The sequence below is a fragment of the Pedococcus sp. P2_A3 genome (genome assembly GCF_056405035.1).
The window spans coordinates 1-19,443 of record NZ_JBFUCW010000037.1; the positions used below are offsets into that span (position 1 = coordinate 1).

General features: G+C 72.3%; 15 protein-coding genes and 1 pseudogene. 7 read left to right on the forward strand and 9 right to left on the reverse strand.

What is annotated here, in order from left to right; translation table 11 throughout:
* Positions 1-103 precede the first annotated feature (103 nt).
* Positions 104-1,072, reverse strand: a complete 969-nt coding sequence (locus tag AC1DX8_RS20250; protein WP_477631756.1) for a hypothetical protein — start codon at positions 1,070-1,072, stop codon at positions 104-106.
* Positions 1,073-1,134: 62 nt separating this feature from the next.
* Positions 1,135-1,890, reverse strand: coding sequence for a 3-oxoacyl-ACP reductase FabG (gene fabG / locus AC1DX8_RS20255; RefSeq protein ID WP_477631757.1), 756 nt, complete (start codon positions 1,888-1,890; stop codon positions 1,135-1,137).
* A 311-nt stretch (positions 1,891-2,201) separates the two neighbouring features.
* On the opposite strand from fabG, the gene glgX reads away from it, so the two are divergent.
* The 3 genes from glgX to treZ are packed head-to-tail and all read left to right on the forward strand — an operon-like array spanning position 2,202 to position 8,813.
* A complete protein-coding gene (glgX, locus tag AC1DX8_RS20260; protein WP_477631758.1) occupies positions 2,202-4,367 on the forward strand; it encodes a glycogen debranching protein GlgX in 2,166 nt (721 codons plus the stop codon).
* The gene (gene treY, locus AC1DX8_RS20265) at positions 4,364-6,880 is read left to right on the forward strand and encodes a malto-oligosyltrehalose synthase (RefSeq protein WP_477631759.1); all 2,517 of its coding nucleotides are present in this window, start codon (positions 4,364-4,366) and stop codon (positions 6,878-6,880) included. The genes glgX and treY overlap by 4 nt, the downstream gene beginning before the upstream one ends.
* Before the next feature lie 34 nt (positions 6,881-6,914).
* Entirely contained in the window at positions 6,915-8,813 is a 1,899-nt protein-coding gene (gene treZ, locus AC1DX8_RS20270) for a malto-oligosyltrehalose trehalohydrolase (protein WP_477631760.1), read from the forward strand.
* Here treZ and AC1DX8_RS20275 read toward each other — a convergent pair.
* Genes AC1DX8_RS20275 through AC1DX8_RS20285 form a run of 3 tightly spaced genes read right to left on the reverse strand, consistent with a single transcriptional unit; the run spans position 8,792 to position 11,156 of the window.
* Positions 8,792-9,274, reverse strand: a complete 483-nt coding sequence (locus tag AC1DX8_RS20275) for an N-acetyltransferase family protein (protein WP_477631761.1) — start codon at positions 9,272-9,274, stop codon at positions 8,792-8,794. The genes treZ and AC1DX8_RS20275 overlap by 22 nt on opposite strands.
* A 2-nt stretch (positions 9,275-9,276) precedes the next feature.
* On the reverse strand, positions 9,277-10,248 hold the full coding sequence (locus AC1DX8_RS20280) for an acyl-CoA thioesterase (RefSeq protein WP_477631762.1): 972 nt from the start codon (positions 10,246-10,248) through the stop codon (positions 9,277-9,279).
* On the reverse strand, positions 10,245-11,156 hold the full coding sequence (locus AC1DX8_RS20285) for a LysR family transcriptional regulator (RefSeq protein ID WP_477631763.1): 912 nt from the start codon (positions 11,154-11,156) through the stop codon (positions 10,245-10,247). Before AC1DX8_RS20285 ends, AC1DX8_RS20280 begins: the two co-directional genes overlap by 4 nt.
* Positions 11,157-11,238: 82 nt before the next feature.
* Here AC1DX8_RS20285 and AC1DX8_RS20290 point away from each other — a divergent pair, with 82 nt between their 5' ends.
* On the forward strand, positions 11,239-12,204 hold the full coding sequence (locus AC1DX8_RS20290) for a DMT family transporter (protein ID WP_477631764.1): 966 nt from the start codon (positions 11,239-11,241) through the stop codon (positions 12,202-12,204).
* Here AC1DX8_RS20290 and yczR read toward each other — a convergent pair.
* Positions 12,187-13,638: a MocR-like transcription factor YczR gene (yczR, locus tag AC1DX8_RS20295; protein ID WP_477631765.1), complete on the reverse strand. Its 1,452-nt coding sequence runs from the start codon at positions 13,636-13,638 to the stop codon at positions 12,187-12,189. The two genes, AC1DX8_RS20290 and yczR, sit on opposite strands and share 18 nt — an antisense overlap.
* A gap of 62 nt (positions 13,639-13,700) precedes the next feature.
* Here yczR and yczE point away from each other — a divergent pair.
* Positions 13,701-14,300: pseudogene (gene yczE / locus AC1DX8_RS20300) on the forward strand (membrane protein YczE); the annotation flags it as partial.
* A 63-nt stretch (positions 14,301-14,363) separates the two neighbouring features.
* Here yczE and AC1DX8_RS20305 read toward each other — a convergent pair.
* Positions 14,364-16,481 (reverse strand): RecQ family ATP-dependent DNA helicase, encoded by a 2,118-nt coding sequence (locus tag AC1DX8_RS20305; protein ID WP_477631766.1) that lies wholly within the window; start codon positions 16,479-16,481, stop codon positions 14,364-14,366.
* A 48-nt stretch (positions 16,482-16,529) separates the two neighbouring features.
* On the opposite strand from AC1DX8_RS20305, the gene AC1DX8_RS20310 reads away from it, so the two are divergent.
* Positions 16,530-17,072: an acyl-CoA thioesterase gene (locus tag AC1DX8_RS20310; protein WP_477631767.1), complete on the forward strand. Its 543-nt coding sequence runs from the start codon at positions 16,530-16,532 to the stop codon at positions 17,070-17,072.
* Positions 17,072-17,713, forward strand: coding sequence for a DUF8185 domain-containing protein (locus AC1DX8_RS20315; protein WP_477631768.1), 642 nt, complete (start codon positions 17,072-17,074; stop codon positions 17,711-17,713). The genes AC1DX8_RS20310 and AC1DX8_RS20315 overlap by 1 nt, the downstream gene beginning before the upstream one ends.
* Before the next feature lie 17 nt (positions 17,714-17,730).
* Here AC1DX8_RS20315 and AC1DX8_RS20320 read toward each other — a convergent pair whose 3' ends face one another.
* Positions 17,731-18,858 carry a WD40 repeat domain-containing protein gene (locus AC1DX8_RS20320; protein WP_477631769.1) on the reverse strand — a complete coding sequence of 376 codons (1,128 nt, stop codon included), beginning with the start codon at positions 18,856-18,858 and terminating at the stop codon, positions 17,731-17,733.
* Positions 18,855-19,442 (reverse strand): LmrA/YxaF family transcription factor, encoded by a 588-nt coding sequence (locus AC1DX8_RS20325; protein ID WP_477631770.1) that lies wholly within the window; start codon positions 19,440-19,442, stop codon positions 18,855-18,857. The genes AC1DX8_RS20320 and AC1DX8_RS20325 overlap by 4 nt, the downstream gene beginning before the upstream one ends.
* Position 19,443 lies beyond the last annotated feature (1 nt).

The following is a 19,443-nucleotide window of genomic DNA, read 5'->3' on the forward strand; positions in this document are numbered from 1 at the left end:
CAGCGGGTCGTGGTCCACAGTCCTTAACCAATCGGTTTATTAACTGATGCGGAAACTATCAACCCGGGGAAGGGCGGCTGTCAAGGGGCGCCGCGGGTGCCGCTCAGAAGGACTTCGGCACGGCCGTGCGCAGGAGCTGCAGGGCCGCCGGGGAGAAGAGCTGGAGCGGGAGGGTCAGGTTGCCCAGGGGGCGACCCTTGCGGGTGCGGAGCTCGACGGTGCGCGCCCGCAGCCGGTGCGCCTCGTACTCGGACCAGTGCACCCTCAGGGCGCCGTGGACCATCGTCAGGACGAGGCCGTCCTCGTCGGCGCGGGCCCGCAGGGCGTGCCCGACGGGGTAGGCGCGCCGCAGGGCTGCACCCGAGCGCTGCATGGCGTTGAGCGCGAACGCGACCGGTACACAGCAGGCCGCCGTCACCGCGAGAGTCGTGACCGGTCTGGCGAGGAAGACCGTCGTGGCGAAGAGGAGGATCGGCAGGGCGACCACGATGCCGAGCTCGCCCGAGCGCAGGTAGGACCGCCGTCGGGCCTCCACCAGGTCGTCCTGCATCCGCTCGGTGAGGGCCACCGACAGCGGCAGGTCCAGGGGTTCGTCCGTCGCGGGCTGCTCCGGCGGCGCGGCCCCATGGCCCTCGAGGAAGGCGGCGTCATCGTCGGTGAGCAGGGCGGTCGGGACGATGGCGCCGACGGCTCGCCCGTGCACCATCGTCACGCTGCCGATGCGCTGCACCGACGTGGCCGAACCGCGGGGGAGCCAGACCTCGTCGGTGTCACGGATGACGAGGTCGCCGGCGGGGGTGTGCCCGACGTGGATGACCTGTCCGGTGGGGAGCCGCCGGGACAGGTTCCTCGTGAGCCTGATCCACCACCACGCGACCCGGCCGAGGAGGAGCGCCCCCGTGACGAGCACGGCGCCGATCAGGTGGTGCCAGAGCAGCAGGACGACGGCACCGGCTCCGACGTACCTGAAGATCTCGGGGCCGCGGAGCGTCTGCAGGTTGTGGCGCCACAGGTCGGTGACCATGCGGCGCCGCATGGTGGCGTCGACGGTCAGGCTGTGGGGCTGAGGCACCCCGGGAGTCTAGACAAGCCGGCATTGACCCGAGGGGCAGATCGGACGAGTCGGGGCATCGCTCAGTCGAGCGGGCCACCGGCCACGTAGATGACCTGGCCGGACACGAACCCCGCCTCCTCGGAGCACAGGAACGAGATCGTCGCCGCGATGTCCTCGGGCTGGCCGACCCGCTGCACCGGGATCTGCGCGGCCGAGTGCTTGATGAAGTCCTCGAAGGACACCCCGATGCGCTCGGCCGTCGCCGCCGTCATGTCGGTCTGGATGAACCCCGGCGCGACGGCGTTGGCGGTCACGCCGAAGCGGCCCAGCTCGATGGCGAGGGTCTTGGTGAACCCCTGGAGCCCGGCCTTGGCGGCCGAGTAGTTGGCCTGGCCACGGTTGCCCTGGGCCGAGGACGAGGAGAGGTTCACGATCCGCCCGTACTTCTCGGCCGACATGTGCGCCTGGACTGCGCGGGTCATGAGGAACGCCCCGCGCAGGTGGACGCCGATGACCGCGTCCCAGTCCTCCTCGGTCATCTTGAAGAGCAGGTTGTCGCGGATGATGCCGGCGTTGTTGACGAGGATCGTGGGTGCTCCGAGCTCGTCGGCGACGCGGGCGACGGCGGCCTCGACCTGGTCGGCCTTGCTCACGTCCACGCCCACGGCGAGCGCGCGGCCCCCGGCGGAGGCGATCGCGTCCACCGTGCCGGCGCAGGACGCCTCGTCGAGGTCCAGGACGGCCACGGCGTTCCCGTCGCGGGCGAGGCGCAGCGCGGTGGCGGCTCCGATGCCTCGGGCTGCTCCGGTGACGACGGCGACGCGCTGGGTGCTCATGAGGGCTCCTGGGTGGCTCTGGTGGCTCTGGGTGGCTCTGGTGGCTCTGGGTTGCTCTAGGTGGTGAGAGGTGGCTCTGAGTGGCTCTGAGTGGCGAGGGGTGGCTCTGGGGGACTGCTGGAGGACTTCTGGAGGACTGCTGGGGGGAGACGGTCTGCGGAGAGTGTACTAAGCGCCCGCTTAGTGCGGTGGCCGGGCGTCTGGCGTGACAGAGCGGGCCGGTCAGGCACAATGAGAGCCGCTCGGGGCCGCTGATGTCCTCACCGCGCCGCTGCTCCGCCCGGCCCGGACCCCTACGACGAAGGCAGTACATGGAAATCTGGCCCGGCAAGTCCTACCCCCTCGGCGCCACGTACGACGGCACCGGGGTGAACTTCGCGCTCTTCTCCGAGGTGGCGCAGAAGGTCGAGCTCTGCCTCATCGACGACGAGGGCGCCGAGACCCGCGTCGAGCTGCCCGAGGTCGACGGCTTCGTGTGGCACGCCTACCTGCCCGGCGTGCAGCCCGGCCAGCGGTACGGCTACCGCGTGCACGGGCCCTACAACCCCGCCGAGGGTCACCGGTGCAACCCCCACAAGCTCCTGCTCGACCCGTACGCCAAGGCGATCGACGGCCAGCCCGACGGCGACCAGTCCCTGTTCTCGTACGACTTCAACTCACCCAGTGAGGACCCGGCCAGGGCCAACGTCGAGGACAGCCTCGGCCACACGATGCTCTCCGTCGTCATCAACCCGTTCTTCGACTGGGGCCAGGACCGCCTCCCGCGGCACGAGTACCACAACAGCGTCATCTACGAAGCCCACGTCAAGGGCCTCACCGAGACCCATCCCGACATCCCCGAGGACATCCGCGGCACCTACGCCGGCATCGCCCACCCGGTGATCATCGAGCACCTCAAGGGGCTCGGCATCACCGCGATCGAGCTGATGCCGGTGCACCAGTTCGTCAACGACTTCACCCTGCGCGACAAGGGTCTGTCGAACTACTGGGGCTACAACACGATCGGGTTCCTCGCCCCGCACAACGGCTACGCGGCATACGGCACGCGCGGCGAGCAGGTGGCCGAGTTCAAGGGCATGGTCAAGGCGCTCCACGAGGCGGGCATCGAGGTCATCCTCGACGTGGTCTACAACCACACCGCCGAGGGCAACCAGCTCGGGCCCACCATCTGCTTCCGCGGGATCGACAACGCGGCCTACTACCGGCTCGTCGACGACGACAAGGCGCACTACTACGACACGACCGGCACCGGGAACAGCCTGCTCATGCGTCACCCGCACGTGCTGCAGCTGATCATGGACTCGCTGCGCTACTGGGTGACCGAGATGCACGTCGACGGCTTCCGTTTCGACCTCGCAGCGACGCTGGCCCGCCAGTTCCACGAGGTCGACAAGCTCTCGGCCTTCTTCGACCTCGTCCAGCAGGACCCGGTGGTGAGCCAGGTCAAGCTCATCGCGGAGCCCTGGGACGTCGGCGACGGTGGCTACCAGGTCGGCAACTTCCCGCCGCTGTGGACCGAGTGGAACGGCAAGTACCGCGACACGGTCCGCGACTTCTGGCGTGGCGAGAGCGCGACCCTCGGCGAGTTCGCGTCCCGCATCACCGGGTCGAGCGACCTCTACGAGCACAGCGGTCGCAAGCCGATCGCCTCGATCAACTTCGTGACCGCCCACGACGGCTTCACGTTGCGAGACCTGGTGTCCTACAACGAGAAGCACAACGACGCCAACGGTGAGGACGGCAAGGACGGCGAGAGCCACAACCGTTCGTGGAACTGTGGCGTCGAGGGTCCGTCGAAGGACAAGCGGGTCAATGCCCTGCGACTGCGCCAGCAGCGCAACATGCTGGCGACGCTCCTGCTCTCCCAAGGGGTGCCGATGCTGCTGCACGGCGACGAGCTCGGGCGCAGCCAGGGGGGCAACAACAACGGCTACTGCCAGGACAACGAGATCTCGTGGATCGACTGGGACCTCGACCAGGACCAGCTCGACCTCATCTCGTTCACCCAGCGGCTCGTCGAGCTGCGTCGTGACCACCCGGTCTTCCGGCGCCGCCGGTTCTTCGCCGGGTCGGCTGACCACGGTGGCGAGAGCGCCGTGGGTGACATCGCGTGGTTCGAGCCCGGTGGCAACCACATGGGCGAGGAGTCCTGGGCCAACGGCTACGCGCGGTCGATGATGGTCTTCCTCAACGGCCAGACCATCCCGGAGCCAGACACCCGTGGCCAGCAGACGCTCGACGACCACTTCCTCGTCATCTTCAACGGCCACCACGACGCCCTGCCGTTCGTCCTCCCGGGCATCGAGTACGGCGAGCGGTGGGTCACCGAGCTCGACACCTCCGCCCAGGAGGTCGAGGCGAAGGAGTACAAGCCCGACGCCAAGGTCAAGGCCCACGGCCGCAGCGTCGTGGTGCTCCGCTGTCCGCGCGCGCTTCCCTCGGGATCGCCCGCGGGAGCCGCTGCCGCCCGGCGATGAGCTCGTCCACGGGCCCGGGTCAGGCCGGTATGCCGCGGGGCACAGCGCCGCACCGGCCGGCCGCCGGGCGCGTGGTCCCGACCGCGACGTACCGGCTGCAGATCCAGCCCGCCTTCACGTTCGCCGACGCAGCCCAGCAAGCGGATTACCTTGCTGCACTAGGGGTTTCGCACGCCTACCTGTCGCCGATCCTGGCCCCGGCGCCGGGCTCGGTGCACGGTTACGACGTGGTGAGCCACGAGTTCCTCAACGAGGAGGCGGGGGGCGCCGAGGGTTTCGACCTGCTGTCGGGAGCCCTGCGGGCGGCTGGGCTGGGGGCCGTCGTCGACGTGGTGCCCAACCACATGACGACGCCGACTCCGGCCTCACTCAACCACCCGTGGTGGTCCCTGCTCCGTGACGGCCGCGACTCCGACCACGCGCACTGGTTCGACGTCGACTGGGACGCCGAGGACGGACGCGTGCTGGTCCCGGTGCTGGGCCAGTCGCTGGAGGCCGCTCTGGACGCCGGGGAGCTGTCGGTGGAGGGCGGCGGTGGACCCCACGGCGACGAGACCGTGCTGCGCTACTTCGACCACGTGTTCCCCGTGCGAGCCGGCACCGAGTCCCTCGGCCTGGCCGACCTCGTCGCGGCGCAGCACTACCGGCTCTGCGACTGGCGTGCGGGCGCGAGCTGGCTCAACTACCGGCGGTTCTTCGATGTGACGACCCTGGCCGCCGTCCGGGTCGAGGACCCCGATGTCTTCCACCACACCCACCGGCTCCTGCTCGAGGAGTTCGCAGCGGGCACCATCGACGGCTTCCGGATCGACCACCCCGACGGGCTCGCCGACCCCGGTGGCTACCTGGCTCGGCTCGCCGACGCCACGGGGGACGCCTGGGTGGTGGCCGAGAAGATCCTCGAGGGCCACGAACAGCTGCCCGACGACTGGCGCTGCGCGGGCACGACGGGCTACGACACGCTCCTGCGCGTGCAACAGGTCTTCGTCGACCCCGCGGCCGAGCAACCGCTGACCGACCTGCTGACCGAGCTCGTGGGTGCCGAACAGCAGCTCGACGAGCTGGTGCAGACCGCCAAGGAGCAGGTCGTCGCGCAGGTCCAGGAAGCCGAGGTCAACCGCCTCATGCGGCTGCTGGCCAGGATCGTGCCCGACGAGGACCAGGCCTCCCTGCGCCGTGGGCTGAGCGCTCTCCTCGTGGCGATGGACCGCTACCGCGCCTACCTCGTCCCCGGCCAGCCCGAGGACCACGACCAGCTGCAGGTGCTCGCCCACGCCGAGGCCCGGGCAGCAGCGCACGTCTCGGACGCTGACCAGGACGGCGTCGGGATCGTCGCCCTGTTGGCAGAGGGCACTCCTCTCGACGAGCTCGACGAGGCGGCCGAGGTTGCCCATCGCGAGTTCATGGTGCGGTTCCAGCAGACCTGTGGACCCGTGATGGCCAAGGGCATCGAGGACACCGCCTTCTACCGCTACGCCCGGCTGACCGGTCTCAACGAGGTCGGCGGGGACCCGGCACACCTGGGGCTCGACCCCGAGGAGCTGCACCACTTCGCCGCCCGTCAGCTCGCGACCTGGCCGACCACGATGACGACGCTGTCCACCCACGACACCAAGCGGTCCGAGGACGTGCGCGCCCGGCTCTCGGTGGTCGCCGAGCTGCCGGGGGAGTGGGCGGCGTGGGTGCGGTCGACCCGAGCGCTCGCGGCTCCGCACCGCGGTGGCCGGCTCGACCCCGCCACCGAGTACCTCCTCCTCCAGACCGCCGTCGGCGCCTGGCCGATCGACACCGACCGGCTGCAGGCCTACGCCACCAAGGCGGTTCGCGAGGCGAAGCAGCACACCACCTGGACCGACCCTGACGCCGGCTATGAGTCCGACGTGGCCGCCTTCGTGCAGGCCCTGACCACCGAGCCCGCTCTCGTCGCGCAGGTGGACTCGTGGGTCGGGCGGACCGCGGCGGCCACCCGCGAGACACTCCTCGGCCAGAAGCAGCTCCAGCTCGTGCTGCCCGGTGTGCCGGACGTCTACCAGGGCACCGAGCTCGTCGACCTGTCCCTCGTCGACCCCGACAACCGTCGCCCCGTCGACTACGCCAGCCGCCGTGCGCGGCTCGCACACCTCGACTCGGGAGCGCCTGCCCGCGACCTCGACGACGAGAAGCTGCTCATCACGTCACGGACCCTCCGGCTGCGCCGCGACCACCCCGGGTGGTTCACCGGCGAGCAGGCCACGTATGCCGCCGTCCCCAGCTCGAGCGCGCACGCACTGGCTGTGGGTCGGGGCGACACGAGCGGCATCCAGGTGGTGGCGGTGGTGACTCGCCTGGGCGAGCGACTGCGTGCCGACGGTGGTTGGGGCCCTGCGCGCCTCGACCTGCCCGAGGGCTCGTGGGTTGACCTGCTCACCGGCCGAGAGGCCACTGCCGGGGCTGACGGCGTCCTCCTCGCCGAGGTGCTCGAGGACCTTCCGGTTGCCCTGCTCGTGCGGCATGGCAGCCTAGAGCGCAAATGACGACAGAGCCGCCGTACCCGACGACAGAGCCACGATGACCACCCCACAGATGACGTCCCTGCCCGCGACGGAGCCGGCAGCCCGGGCGCTCCTTCCCGGGCCCGAGCTGACCGTGTGGGCGCCCGCGGCCCAGGAGGTGGAGATCGAGTGGTCGCTCGACGACGGCCCGGCCCAGCGGTCGGCGATGGAGCGCAAGGGCGACGGGTGGTGGCGGTGGGAGGCCCCCGCTGCTCCGTCGGGCACGGCGGCATACCCGTGTCTCGACTATGGCTTCCGCATCGACGGCGGCGACGTCACCCCCGACCCGCGCTCCGCGTGGCAGCCGCACGGCGTGCACGGCGAGAGCCGGTGGTTCGACACGAGCCGGCACCGGTGGCGCGACGCCACCTGGGCCGGACCGCAGCACGGTGACGGTGTCCTGGGTGCGGTCGTCTACGAGCTGCACGTGGGTACGTTCACCCCTGAGGGCACCCTCGACGCCGCGCAGCGCCGGTTGCACCACCTGGTCGACCTCGGGGTCGACGTCGTCGAGCTGATGCCGGTGGCCTCGTGGCCGGGACGGTGGAACTGGGGGTACGACGGCGTGGGTCCGTGGGCCGTCGACGACGAGTACGACGGTCCGGCGGCCCTGCAGCGCTTCGTCGACGCCTGCCACGCCCTCGGTCTCGGAGTGTGCCTGGACGTCGTCTACAACCACCTCGGCCCGGTGGGCAACTACCTGACCAGGTTCGGGCCATACTTCACCGACTCGCACACCACGCCGTGGGGCCGCGGGTTCAACCTCGACGGGCCCGACAGCCTCCACGTGCGGCGCTGGATCGTCGACAACGCGCTGCGGTGGTTCGCGGACTTCCACGTCGACGCCCTGCGGCTCGACGCCGTCCATGAGCTCAAGGACAACTCCCACCGGCACCTGCTCGCCCAGCTGTCCGACGAGGTGGCCGAGCTGAGCGCGCGCCTCGGCCGCCCCCTCGACCTCATCGCCGAGAGCGACCTCAACGACTCCCGCACGGTCCTGCCCACGGCCGAAGGCGGGCAGGGCATGGACGCGCAGTGGGACGACGACATTCACCACGCGCTGCACGTGACGCTGACGGGCGAGACGCAGGGCTACTACGGCGACTTCGCCGGGCACTGCCCGGCGATGCCCGAAGGTGGCCCGCTGGCCGTGCTGGCGAAGACCCTGACCGGCGTCTTCCTCCACGACGGGACCTGGTCGAGCTTCCGTGGGTCGAACTGGGGTGCCCCCGTGGACCGTCACACGGTCGACGGCCGGCGGTTCCTCGCCTACCTCCAGACCCACGACCAGGTGGGCAACCGCGCCGGGGGCGACCGCATCTCGGCGATCGTGACCCCGGGGCGCCAGGCCATCGGCGCAGCGCTGTACCTCACCGGCCCCTTCACCCCGATGGTGTTCATGGGGGAGGAGTGGGCGGCCACGACCCCGTTCCAGTTCTTCACCGACTTCGACGAGCCCGCCATGATGCAGGCCGTCACCGAGGGTCGCCGGCGCGAGTTCGAGGCGCACGGCTGGGCCGCCGAGGACGTCCCCGACCCGCAGGACGAGCAGACCTACCGGCGCTCCCAGCTCGACTGGGCCGAGCTCCACGAGGGGCCGCACGCCCGCATGTTCTCGTGGTACCGAGCCCTGATCGCGTTGCGCCGCAGCACGTTCGACCTCGGCAACGGCAGTCTCGAGTCAGTGGCGGTCGACTTCGACGAGGGTGACGGGTGGTTCGTCATGCGCCGTGGCGCCCACCGCGTGGTCGCGAACCTCGCCCAGTCGCGCTGGACCGTCCCCCTGGACGGCGAACCCGAGAGCGTCGTGCTCGCGTGGGAGCCCGAGCAGACCCGCCTGCGTGGACACGGCGTGCACCTGCCGCCGTTCACCGCTGCGGTCGTGCGGATGGGTCACTCGACCGCGAGGTCGTAGGTCACCAGGTCGGTCTGCACCGCGAGCCGGTCGTAGGTGGACCGCGCGCGGCTGTTGGAGGCTCGGGTGATCCAGCGGACGGTGCTCCAGCCGCGGTCGAGGGCCCGTCGCCGGACCCCGGCCAGGAGCGCATCGACGGCACCGGTGCCGCGCTGCTCCGGCGCCACGAAGAGGTCGTCGAGGAACCCGGCCACCGACCCTTGGAGGGGTCGGACGAAGGGCCGCAGGTGAGCGAAACCCACCGGTTCCGAGCCGGGAGCCGCCCGGACGACCAGGCACTCGAGCTCGTGGGCAGGGTCGGTCAGCCAGCCCCAGACGACGGCACTCACCTCGTCGGGGCGGGTGGACTCGTAGAAGTCGAGGTAGCCGCGGTGGAGGTGCGACCAGGCCTGGTGGTCCTCGACCCGCAGGTCGTCGACGACCCATCGCCCCGGATCGCGGGCCACGGGGCCGGCGGCCACGATCAGGACTCCTTGACGCGGACCATGCCCTCCTGGGCGACGGTCGCGACGAGGGTGCCGTCGGCCGCGAACATGCGACCGATCCCGAGCCCGCGTCCGCCGGAGGCCGAGGGCGACTCCTGGCTGTAGAGGACCCACTCGTCGGCCTGCACCGGACGGTGGAACCACATGGCGTGGTCGAGGCTGGCCGGACGCAGCCGAGGGTCGGTCCAGGTCAGCCCGTGCCTGCGGATGACCGGCTCGAGGAGGGTGTAGTCGGAGGCGTAGGCCAGCACGGCGGCGTGGATCAGCGGGTCGTCGGGCAACCGACCCAGGGCCCTCATCCACACGCTCTGGCGCGCGGTCAGCTCGGGACCCGGCGCGACGAAGAGGCTGTTCTCGACGTGACGGTGCTCGATCGGTCGCTTGAGCAGGTGCCGGGCACCCGGGTGGTCGATGCCGCCGAACTCGTCGGCCAACGAGCGGAGCTGGTCGGGGCCGGGGACGTCGGGCATCGGGTCCTGGTGGTCGAGACCGCCGGAGGCCTCCTGGAACGACGTGATCATCGACAGGATCGGCACGCCGTCCTGGATCGCGTGCACGCGCCGCGTGGAGAACGAGTTGCCGTCGCGCATCCGTTCGACGGCGAAGCGGATGGGTTGGGTGTCGTCGCCGGGACGCATGAAGTAGCCGTGCAGGGAGTGGATGCTGCGCGGACCGTCACCGTCGTCGACGTCCCGCATCGTCCGGCCCGCCGCGATCACGCACTGTGCCAGCACCTGGCCGCCGAAGACGCGGCCGTGGGGCATCTTCTGGCTGCGGCCGAGGAAGACGGTGGCCCCCGACTCGCCGAAGTCGGCGCGGTCGCCGACACCCTCGACGGTGATCCTGGCCGTCCCCAGCTCCTCGAGGTCGAGGGTGTCGAGGAGGTCGGTCAGCGGGTCGAAGTCAGCGTCGGAGCCGGCGTCGAAGTCGGGGATGATCTGGTCGCTCACGCCTCGACCCTAGCGGGAGCGGTGACCCGCTCACGCAGCAGTTCGACGGCCCTGCGGGCAGCCGGGTGGTGCTCCACGGACGCCTTCACGGCGACGTAGACGTGGCGCACCGGAGTGGGTGCCACCACCGGGATCGCGACGACGCCGTGGGGGAGGCGAGTGGCCCCGAGCGCGGGCAGGACGGTCACGCCGACGCCGGCCGCCACGAAGGAGATGGCCGTGGGGTAGTCGTGGGTCTCGATGCGGAAGTCCGGGCTGAAGCCGGCCTCCGCGCAGGCGTCGAGGATCACCTGGCGGCAGAAGCCCCGGTTGAAGTCGTTGTCCACCCACTGCTCGCCCGCCAGGGCGCCGAGGGAGACCGTCTCGGCGCCCGCCAGCGGATGGTCGGTCGGCACGACCACGGCATACGGGTCGTCGAGCAGGTGGTGCACCCGGGACTGGCCGCGGCCCCCTCGCAGGTGCTCGTCGGGGCCCCCGACGAAGATCTCGAGGTCGGGGTCGGGGTGCTCGTCCCCGAGCAGCTCGATGAGCCTCAGGTCGAGGCGCAGCTCGGGGAACTCCTGCATCAGCGCGGCGACGACAGGGGGGATCCACGCGGCCCCGGCCGAGGCGAAGTAGCTGATCGACAGGCGTCCCACCCGACCGGCCCGCAGGTCACCGACCACGCCCTCCACACCGCTGAGCGACGCCAGGACCCGCCCGGCCTCGTCGGCGAGGGTCCGGCCGGCCGCGGTCGGCTCGATGCCCCGCCCCTTGCGCTCGATGAGGAGCAGGCCGGTCTCGCGCTGCAGGGTGGCGAGGTGCTGGCTCACCGCCGACGGCGTGTACCCGAGCGTGGTGGCTGCCGCCCCGACCGATCCGGTGGCGACGACGGTGCGCAGGACGCGGAGTCGATGGACGTCGAGCATGCGACGACCATACAGTTCTGCTTAACGGAAGTGAAGGAACCTTCGCTTGTGCTATCTGGTCGGCTCGCTCGACCATGGAGTGGTGACCACCGCCGTGACCAGTCCAGCTCTCGAGCCGCGCGACACCGCCGACCCCACGTCGGCGAGGTGGCTGACCAGCCCGACCACGAAGGCGGCACTGGCCGCCCTGGTCACCATCGTGCTCTGGGCGTCGGCCTTCGTCGTCATCCGCAGCAGCGGGGCCCACCTGTCGCCGGGGCCGATGGCGCTCGCCCGGGTCGGGGTGGCCACCGTCGTGCTGACGCCGTTCGTGCTGCTGGGCCGTCGCCGGGCCGCCGGGCCACTCCTGCCCCGTGGCTGGCGCGCCACGCTGCCGGTCGTCGGCTACGGCGCGCTGTGGTTCGCCGGGTACAACGTCGCGCTCAACGCCGCCGAGCGGCACGTCGACGCCGGGACCGCGGCCCTGCTGGTCAACGTGGCACCCGTCCTGATCGCCCTCGGCGGTGGGGTCTTCCTGCGCGAGGGCTTCTCGCGGCCGGTCTTCGTGGGCTGCGGCATCGCCTTCGCCGGGGTCGGGCTGATGGCCTCGGACTCGGGTGGTCGGCGTGATGGCGCGGGCGTCGTGTTCGCGCTCGTGGCCGCGGTGCTCTACGCCTCGTCGGTGCTCCTGCAGAAGGTCACGCTGCGGAGCACGGACGCATTGCGGGCCACCTGGCTGGGGTGTGTGGTCGGGACGGTCGTGACCCTGCCGTTCGCCGCCGACCTCGTGCACGAGGCCCAGGGTGCTCCCGCGTCGGCCCTGCTGGGAGCGGCCTACCTCGGCGCGTTCCCGACGGCCGTCGCCTTCACCACGTGGGCCTACGCACTGCGCCGTATGCCGGCGGGGCGCCTCGGCCCGCTCGGTTACCTGGTGACCGTGCTCTCCGTGCTGATGTCCTGGGCCTTCCTGGCGGAGGTGCCCAGCACCCTCGCCCTCGTCGGTGGCGCGGTCTGCCTGGTCGGCGTGGTGGTCAGTCGCAGGCGCACGGCCTCACGCGACGAGGGGTGAGGCGCCCTGTCTCGACGGCCGCGCCGACTGCGCGTCCTCCCACGCGAGGGCCAGGCGCTCGACCGCCTCATCCACCACCTCTGGCGCATGGCCGGTGAACGGCAGGCGCAGGAACCGCTCCATGCCACCCTCCACCGCGAACTGCGACCCCGGGGCGAGCACCAGGCCGCGCTGGTCGGCGGCTGCGCAGAGTGGAGTCGAGAGCGCCTCAGGCAGCTCCACCCACAGGCAGAGGCCTCCTTCGGGCAGGCGGAACTTCCACTGCGGCAAGCGATTTCGCAGCGCTGTCACCACGGCGTCACGAGTGGACACGATCGCTGCGCGACGTTCGGCGAGGATCTCCTGCCGGTGGGTCAGGAGGTCGGCCAGCACGAGCTGCTCCAGCACGGGTGCGCCGAGGTCGAGGGTCAGCCGGGCCCCGACCAGGGCGGGCATCAGGTCGCGCGGGGCCCGGAGCCAGCCGACCCGGAGGCCGCCCCAGAACGACTTGCTCGCCCCGCCCAGGGTCACGGTGCGGGGGTGGTGGGCTGCCAGCGGTCGTGGCATCGGGAGGTCGGGGTCATGGGCGAGGTCGACGAGCGTCTCGTCGACGACGCCGACGGTGTGGGTCCCCGCCAGGGCGTCCGCGAGCTCCGCGCGCTGGCTGTCGGGCATGAGGGCGCCCGTGGGGTTGTGGAAGTCGGGGATCAGGTAGGCCGCCCTGGGGGCGGTCTGGCGCAACGCCGCCTCGGCCGCCCCGATGTCCCAGCCGTCGCGGTCGAGCGGCAGCCCCACGGTGCGGGCGCCGGACCGCCGAAGGGTGTCGATGGCGTTGGGGTAGGTCGGGCTCTCGAGCAGCACCCGGTCGCCGGGGGAGAGCAGCGCGCGAGCGGTCACCGCGAGGCCGGCCAGGGCGCCGCTGGTCACCATGACCTGGTCGGGAGTCGTGGCCAGCCCGCGCTCGGTGAACCGTTGGGCCAAGGCCTCCCGCAGCGACATCAGGCCGAGGGGGTGGTAGCCCGTGCCGGCGAGGTAGCGCGGGAGCTCGGCCACGGCCCGTTCGTAGGCCGCGACCGTGCCCGGGGGAGCGCTCATGGAAGCACAGGTGAGGTCGATGACCCCTGCCTCGAGCTGCACCGACGACGGGTGCAGGGAGGTGGCCTGGCGGCGTCCGGCGGGATCGCCCGGGAGGGCCACCACGCTGCCGGACCCCTGGCGCGAGGTGAGGTAGCCGCGGTCGCGGAGCTCGGCATACGCGCGGGTCACGGTCGTGCGGCTCACCCCGAGGGCCGCGGTGAGGTCGCGCTCGCTGGGCAACCGGGTGCCGACCGGCACCCGTCCGTCGGCGACGAGCAGCCGGACCGCGTCGGCGAGCCCGCGGTAGGCCGGGGTGGTCGCGAGGGCGGCACCGAGCATGGGCACCAGACGCGACGCGGAGATGGCTCGGGGCGACATGCAGACCACTTTCTCACGATTGGCTATGGAAGAACAGGCCAATGAAGTCCAATCTTGCCACCATGACTCGCACGTCCCTTGCCTCCCTCACGCCACGACAGCAGCTGCGGGCCGGGCGCACCACCCGCCGGCTGGTGCAGCTCGCCGTGGGCCTGACCCTCTACGGGGTCTCGATGGGGATGATGGTCCGGTCCCGGCTCGGCCTCGACCCGTGGGACGTCTTCCACTACGGCATCGCCCAGCACCTGCCGGTCAGCTTCGGCACCGTGACGATCATCGTCGGGGTGGCCGTGCTGCTGCTGTGGATCCCGCTGCGCCAGTGGCCGGGACTGGGCACCATCGCCAACGTGGTCGTCATCGGGCTCGCCACCGACGCGACGCTCTCGCTGCTCGATCCGCCCGACGCCTTGGCCGCACGCATGCTGCTCCTCGTGGGCGGGATCGTGTTCAACGGCCTCGCGGGTGCGTTGTACATCGGGAGCCAGTTCGGACCGGGGCCGCGCGACGGCCTGATGACGGGGCTGGTGCGCCGCACGGGGCGCAGCTTCCGGCTGGTGCGCACCAGCATCGAGCTCACCGTGCTGGTCGTGGGGTGGCTGCTCGGCGGTGTGGTCGGGTTCGGCACCGTGCTCTATGCCGTGTTGATCGGCCCGGTCGTGCAGGTGTTCCTGCCGATCTTCACCGTGCCGCTGCCGGCGCCGGCGGTGGGGAGCCACCCCGAGACCTCAGGCGTCGAGCGCCAGGACGAACGGGAGCACCCCGCTGGCACCCGCGCGTCGCAGCGCGGCGGCAGCGACGGTGAGCGTCCACCGCGAGCTGGCGACGTCGTCGACCAGCAGGACGGGGCCGTCGAGGCCGCGCAGGCCTGACGCCTGCCCCGCGCCGACCTCGAGCCGGCCCCACACGCCGGCGAGCCGGAAGGCGCTGTTGCCCCCCGCCTCGCCGACCGGCCCGCCGTCGACGGGGTCGAGGGCGCCCAGCCACTGCATGCGCCCCATCTCGGCGATGCCCCGGCCCAGCGACTCCACGAGGAGTGGGCGGGTGCGCGACGGCACCATCGCGACGGCGACCGGGCGCTCGGCCCAACCCCAGTCGCGCAGGATCGGCACGCACGCGCGCAACAGCTCCGGTGGCGCCGCGGCGTCGGGGGCGCGCAGGAGCGACCGGAGCTGCTGACCCCACCCGAGGTCGGTGAGCCGGGCCACGGCGCGGCCGGTCTCCATCGCCTCGTCCGGACTGATCCTGCCGCGCACCGGAACCCCCAGCCGGTCCATGCCCGACGGCCACTGCGCCCTCGACTCCAGCTCGACCCCGGCCCGCTCGAGCCGGCCCCGGGCGGTCGTGACCGCGACGTCGGGGACGTCGATGGGAAACCAGACGCCGGCACACGAGTCGCATCGTCCGCACGCGGCGGCGGAGTCGTCGTCGAGGGACTCCTGGAGGAACGCCATCCGGCAACCGGTGGTCTTCTCGTAGGTCACCATGAGGTCCTGCTCGCGCACGCGGGCCGCGGTGACGCGCTCGTAGCGGTCTGCGTCGTAGGTCCACGGCTGCCCGGTGGAGGTCCAGCCGCCCGGCACGCGCTGGACGGCGCCATCGACGTCGAGCACCTTGAGCAGGAGCTCGAGCCGGGTGCGCCGGATGTCGACGATCGACTCCAGGGCCGCGGTCGACAGGGCCTTCGCCGAGCCGGCCAGCGCGGTCAGCACCGCGTCGGCCTGCTCCTGGCGGGGCATCGAGGCGGAGGCGAAGTAGGCCCAGATGTCCTTGTCCTCGGGGCCCGGCAGGAGGAGCACGTCGGCACGCTCGGTGGCGCGACCGGCACGGCCGACCTGCTGGTAGTAGGCCACCGGTGACGAGGGAGCACCGAGGTGGAGCACGAACCCGAGGTCGGGCTTGTCGAAGCCCATGCCCAGCGCCGACGTCGCCACCAGCGCCTTGACGTGGTTGTCGCGCAGCATCGCCTCGAGGCGCTCGCGGTCGGCCGGGTCGGTGCGCCCGGTGTAGGCCCGCACCTCGTGGCCCGCCTCGCGCAGGGCGACGGCGATGTCCTCGGCGGCCGACACGGTGAGGGTGTAGACGATGCCGCTGCCCGGGAGGGAGTCGAGGTGGGCGAGCAGCCAGGCCAGCCGCTGCTCGGGCGAGGTCAGGGCCATGACGCCCAGGCGGAGCGACTCCCGGGCCAGGCCGCCACGCAGGGTCAGCACGTCGTGGCCGCCGGCCCCGAGCTGCTCCACGACATCGGTCACGACGCGGGCGTTGGCGGTGGCGGTGGTCGCCAGCACCGGGGTGTCGGCGGGCAGCACGGTGAGCAGGTCGCGGATCCGGCGGTAGTCAGGGCGGAAGTCGTGGCCCCAGTCGGAGACGCAGTGGGCCTCGTCCACGACCAGGAGCCCGCATCGCCGCGCGAGGTCGGGCAGCTGCTCGTCGCGGAACCGCGGGTTGTTGAGTCGCTCGGGGCTGACCAGCAGGACGTCGACCTCGTCGGCGGCGAGGGCGGCCGAGACCTGACCCCACTCGTCGGCGTTGGCGGAGTTCATCGTCACCGCACGGATGCCCGCGCGGCCCGCCGCGGCGATCTGGTCGCGCATCAGGGCCAGCAGCGGAGACACGATGACGGTGGGTCCCGCCCCCTCGGCCCGGCGCAGCGCCGTGGACACGAAGTAGACCGCCGACTTGCCCCAGCCGGTGCGCTGGACGACGAGCACCCGGCGACGCTGCCCGACCAGCGCCTCGACCGCCTCGAGCTGGCCGTCGCGGAAGTCGACGTCGTCGCGCCCCACGAGCCGACGCAGCACGGTGGTGGCCTGGGTGTGCAGGTCGGGTGCCGCGGTGGTCTCCATGCCGACCACCGTATGCCGCCGGCCCGACAGCCCTGCGAGGATGTCCACATGGCCCTCGACCCGAGTCCCGACCAGGCTCCTGCCCAGGCTCCTGAGAGCGTCGCCGACGACGGCTCCGGGAGGTCCGCGCCGCGGGGTCGGTACCGCGTCAACGTGCCGCTGCGCTGGAGCGACATGGACGCCTACGGCCACGTCAACAACGTGCAGTTCCTCCGGCTCCTCGAGGATGCCCGGGTGATCGGCTTCGAGGACTGGTTCGGCCAGGACCGCTCGGTGCTCTCCGAAGGGATCCTCGTGGCCCGCCACGAGATCGAGTACCTCGCCCCGCTCCTGTTCCGGGTGCCGCCGATCGTCGTGGAGATGTGGGCCACCAAGATCGGCGGTGCGGGTTTCGACCTCGCCTACGAGGTGCGCGACGGTCGCCCGTCGGCCGACGGTGGCGAGGGGGACACGGTCTACGCCCGGGCGGAGACCACGCTCGTGCTCTACGACTTCGCGACCAGCACCCCACGCCGCATGGACGACTCCCTGAGGGCCGTGCTCAGCTCGCACTCGGGCGAGCCGGTGCCCTTTCGCTGGCGTCGACGCTGATGGAGCTGACCTTTCCCGACCCGCAGGTGCTCGATGACCTGCGCACCTACGTCGCTCGGGCCAAGTCGGCCGACCCGGACGGCGCGATCCGGCTGCAGGCGGTAGGGCAGACCCTGGCGGCCTACGTCGGGGTCCTTCCGGGCAGCGGCCTGATGGCCGAAGGCGTCGTGATCGGGCTGCGGGCGATGCCGCTCGCCGAGCCGGCAGAGCTCGACGTCACCGTCCCACTGGCCGCCGTGACCGACCGTCTCGCGCGGGACGGTGGTGCCACCCTCGCCGTCCCCCCGGTCACCGTGCGGGTCGCGTGGGCGGCCATGGCGCCCCCGCGGGGAGGGTGGGAGCGCGTCGGAGCGGTCCCCGCCGAGGACCTGTATGCCGCGGCGCGGCAGGGCATCGAGGAGGTCGCCTCGGGGGCGCCGGCCGAGGCAGGTGGGGCTGCGGTCGCCGCCCTGCGCAAGCAGGTGTGGGGACGCCTCACGATGACCACACCGCCCGTTCCCGCGGGCGGCGCCTTCGCGGCATACGTGCTGGGGTTCGTGCCGAGGAGTCCAGGCGCCACCCCGGACGCGGCGGTGACGGTGTGGGCGCAGGGTCGCTGGACGCGGCTCACCACGCCCACGGGCCACGTCCTCATCCGCTGAGTGGCGCGGCGTCACGGTCACCCCGTCGGCGCCGTCCAGAGCCGGGTGCCGGTCGCCGTGCTCGTCACGAGGTACAGCCGCCCCGGTGACGCGGCCAGCGACACCGGTCGGCCCGGTGGCCCTTGGACGGTGGCCCACTCGCGGCCCTGACGACGGGACAGCAGCACGGCATCGCGTCCCGCCACCGCGACCCAGACGGAGCCCGCTGCGACGGCGACGGCCGGCGGCACGCCCGGTGTGGTCGGCACGTCTGGCAGGGGCACCTCGGTGGTGCCCGACGACGCCACCTCCCAGGCCGCCGGACCCTCACCGTCGAGCCCGACGACCCACCAGGCGCCGCCTGGGCAGGTGGCGCCCGTGGCGCGGGCCGAGGTGTTCTTCGTGGGCAGGTCATGGCGCGTCCAGGGCCCTCGTGCTGCAGGTGCCGTCCACGCCGTGGCGCGGGTGACGACCGACGAGCCTTCGCCCAGCTCGGTCACGGACCCGGCCAGGAGCAGACCTGCGGACGACCAGGCGACTCCCGAGGGCTGGGGCAGGAGACGGCTGGTGCTGACCAGCGCCGAGGCGGCCGGAAGGCGCTCCCACGCGTTCGGGGAGGCCTGGGTCCAGAGCCTGGTGTCCAAGCCAGGGCCGCCGTCGTCCCACGTCCCCGCCAGCACCGCCTCTCGGCCGAGTCCGACGGCGGCCAGCCCGCCCGACCTCGGGCCGCCGAGGGTCTCGAACGGCTGTGGCTGCTCGACGAGGCGCTCGGGCGTGCCGTTCCACACGGTCCACCGGGGCAGGCCGTGGGCGCCGCCCGAAGCGCGCCCGAGAGCCAGCACCCGGGTGCCGTCGGTGGCGAGGTCGACCCAGTGGGCACCCGGGGCGTAGACGCTGTGCGACACGAGGCTGACTGGAGCTGGAGTCCCATCGCCGGGCACGGACACCCGGTACATCGATGCCCGCTGCCCCGTGCGGGTCGCGACCACGACGACTCCGTCGCCGGAGCGGACCAGCAGGGGAAAGGTGCCGGCAGGGAGGTCCACGGCCGCCCACGGGACCGCCCGGGGGGAGGGGATGGGGAGTGGAGAGGAGCTGCCACCGCTACAGGCCACGGCGCCGCCGACGAGCAGGGCGCCCAGCAGGGCCGTCAGCGCCCTCCTCACGGCAGGGCTGCGTCCAGCACCGGCGCGAGCTCCCTCGACACCACCCGGAGCGCCCGGGTGTCCCGCTCGGCGCGAGCGAGGACCAGGCTGCCCTCCAACGCTGCGAGCATCAGCGTGGCGAGGGCGGCGGCCCGAGCCGGCCGCACGCCCATGCTCCGCAGGCCGGACCGCAGGGGCTCCTGCCAGGCGGCGAGCGCCGCCGCTGCGGCCGCCCGCACGGGTGGGTTGCTGTGGGAGGCATCGACCACCGAGGCCGCGACGGGGCACCCGCGCGCGAACTGCCGGTCCTCCAGCTCTGTGGACCACTGGCGCACCAGGTCGTCGAACATGCCCGAAGGGGTGGGCCGACGAGTGTCACGGAGGTAGGCGCGGACCCGTTCGGCGGCGAATGACCCTGACCAGGCGAGCGCCTCGGTGACCAGCTGGTCCTTCCCGCCGGGGAAGTAGTGCTGGAGGGAGCCGCGCGGGGCGGCGGCACGGGCGGCGACGGTCCGCAAGGCTGCGCCTCCGACGCCGTCCTCGCGCAGCGCCTGGGCGGCCTCGTAGACCATCCGCTCCCGCGGGGTCCGGTCCGCCTTGTCCATG

What these genes read in the sequence shown, in the direction of transcription:
- glgX (WP_477631758.1), top strand. Translation starts at nt 2,202, where the DNA reads ATGGAAATCTGGCCCGGCAAGTCCTACCCCCTCGGCGCCACGTACGAC.
- yczR (WP_477631765.1), bottom strand. Translation starts at nt 13,638, where the DNA reads ATGTCGCCCCGAGCCATCTCCGCGTCGCGTCTGGTGCCCATGCTCGGT.
- AC1DX8_RS20310 (WP_477631767.1), top strand. Translation starts at nt 16,530, where the DNA reads ATGGCCCTCGACCCGAGTCCCGACCAGGCTCCTGCCCAGGCTCCTGAG.
- treZ (WP_477631760.1), top strand. Translation starts at nt 6,915, where the DNA reads ATGACCACCCCACAGATGACGTCCCTGCCCGCGACGGAGCCGGCAGCC.
- AC1DX8_RS20305 (WP_477631766.1), bottom strand. Translation starts at nt 16,481, where the DNA reads ATGGAGACCACCGCGGCACCCGACCTGCACACCCAGGCCACCACCGTG.
- fabG (WP_477631757.1), bottom strand. Translation starts at nt 1,890, where the DNA reads ATGAGCACCCAGCGCGTCGCCGTCGTCACCGGAGCAGCCCGAGGCATC.
- AC1DX8_RS20315 (WP_477631768.1), top strand. Translation starts at nt 17,072, where the DNA reads ATGGAGCTGACCTTTCCCGACCCGCAGGTGCTCGATGACCTGCGCACC.
- AC1DX8_RS20285 (WP_477631763.1), bottom strand. Translation starts at nt 11,156, where the DNA reads ATGCTCGACGTCCATCGACTCCGCGTCCTGCGCACCGTCGTCGCCACC.
- treY (WP_477631759.1), top strand. Translation starts at nt 4,364, where the DNA reads ATGAGCTCGTCCACGGGCCCGGGTCAGGCCGGTATGCCGCGGGGCACA.
- AC1DX8_RS20325 (WP_477631770.1), bottom strand. Translation starts at nt 19,442, where the DNA reads ATGGACAAGGCGGACCGGACCCCGCGGGAGCGGATGGTCTACGAGGCC.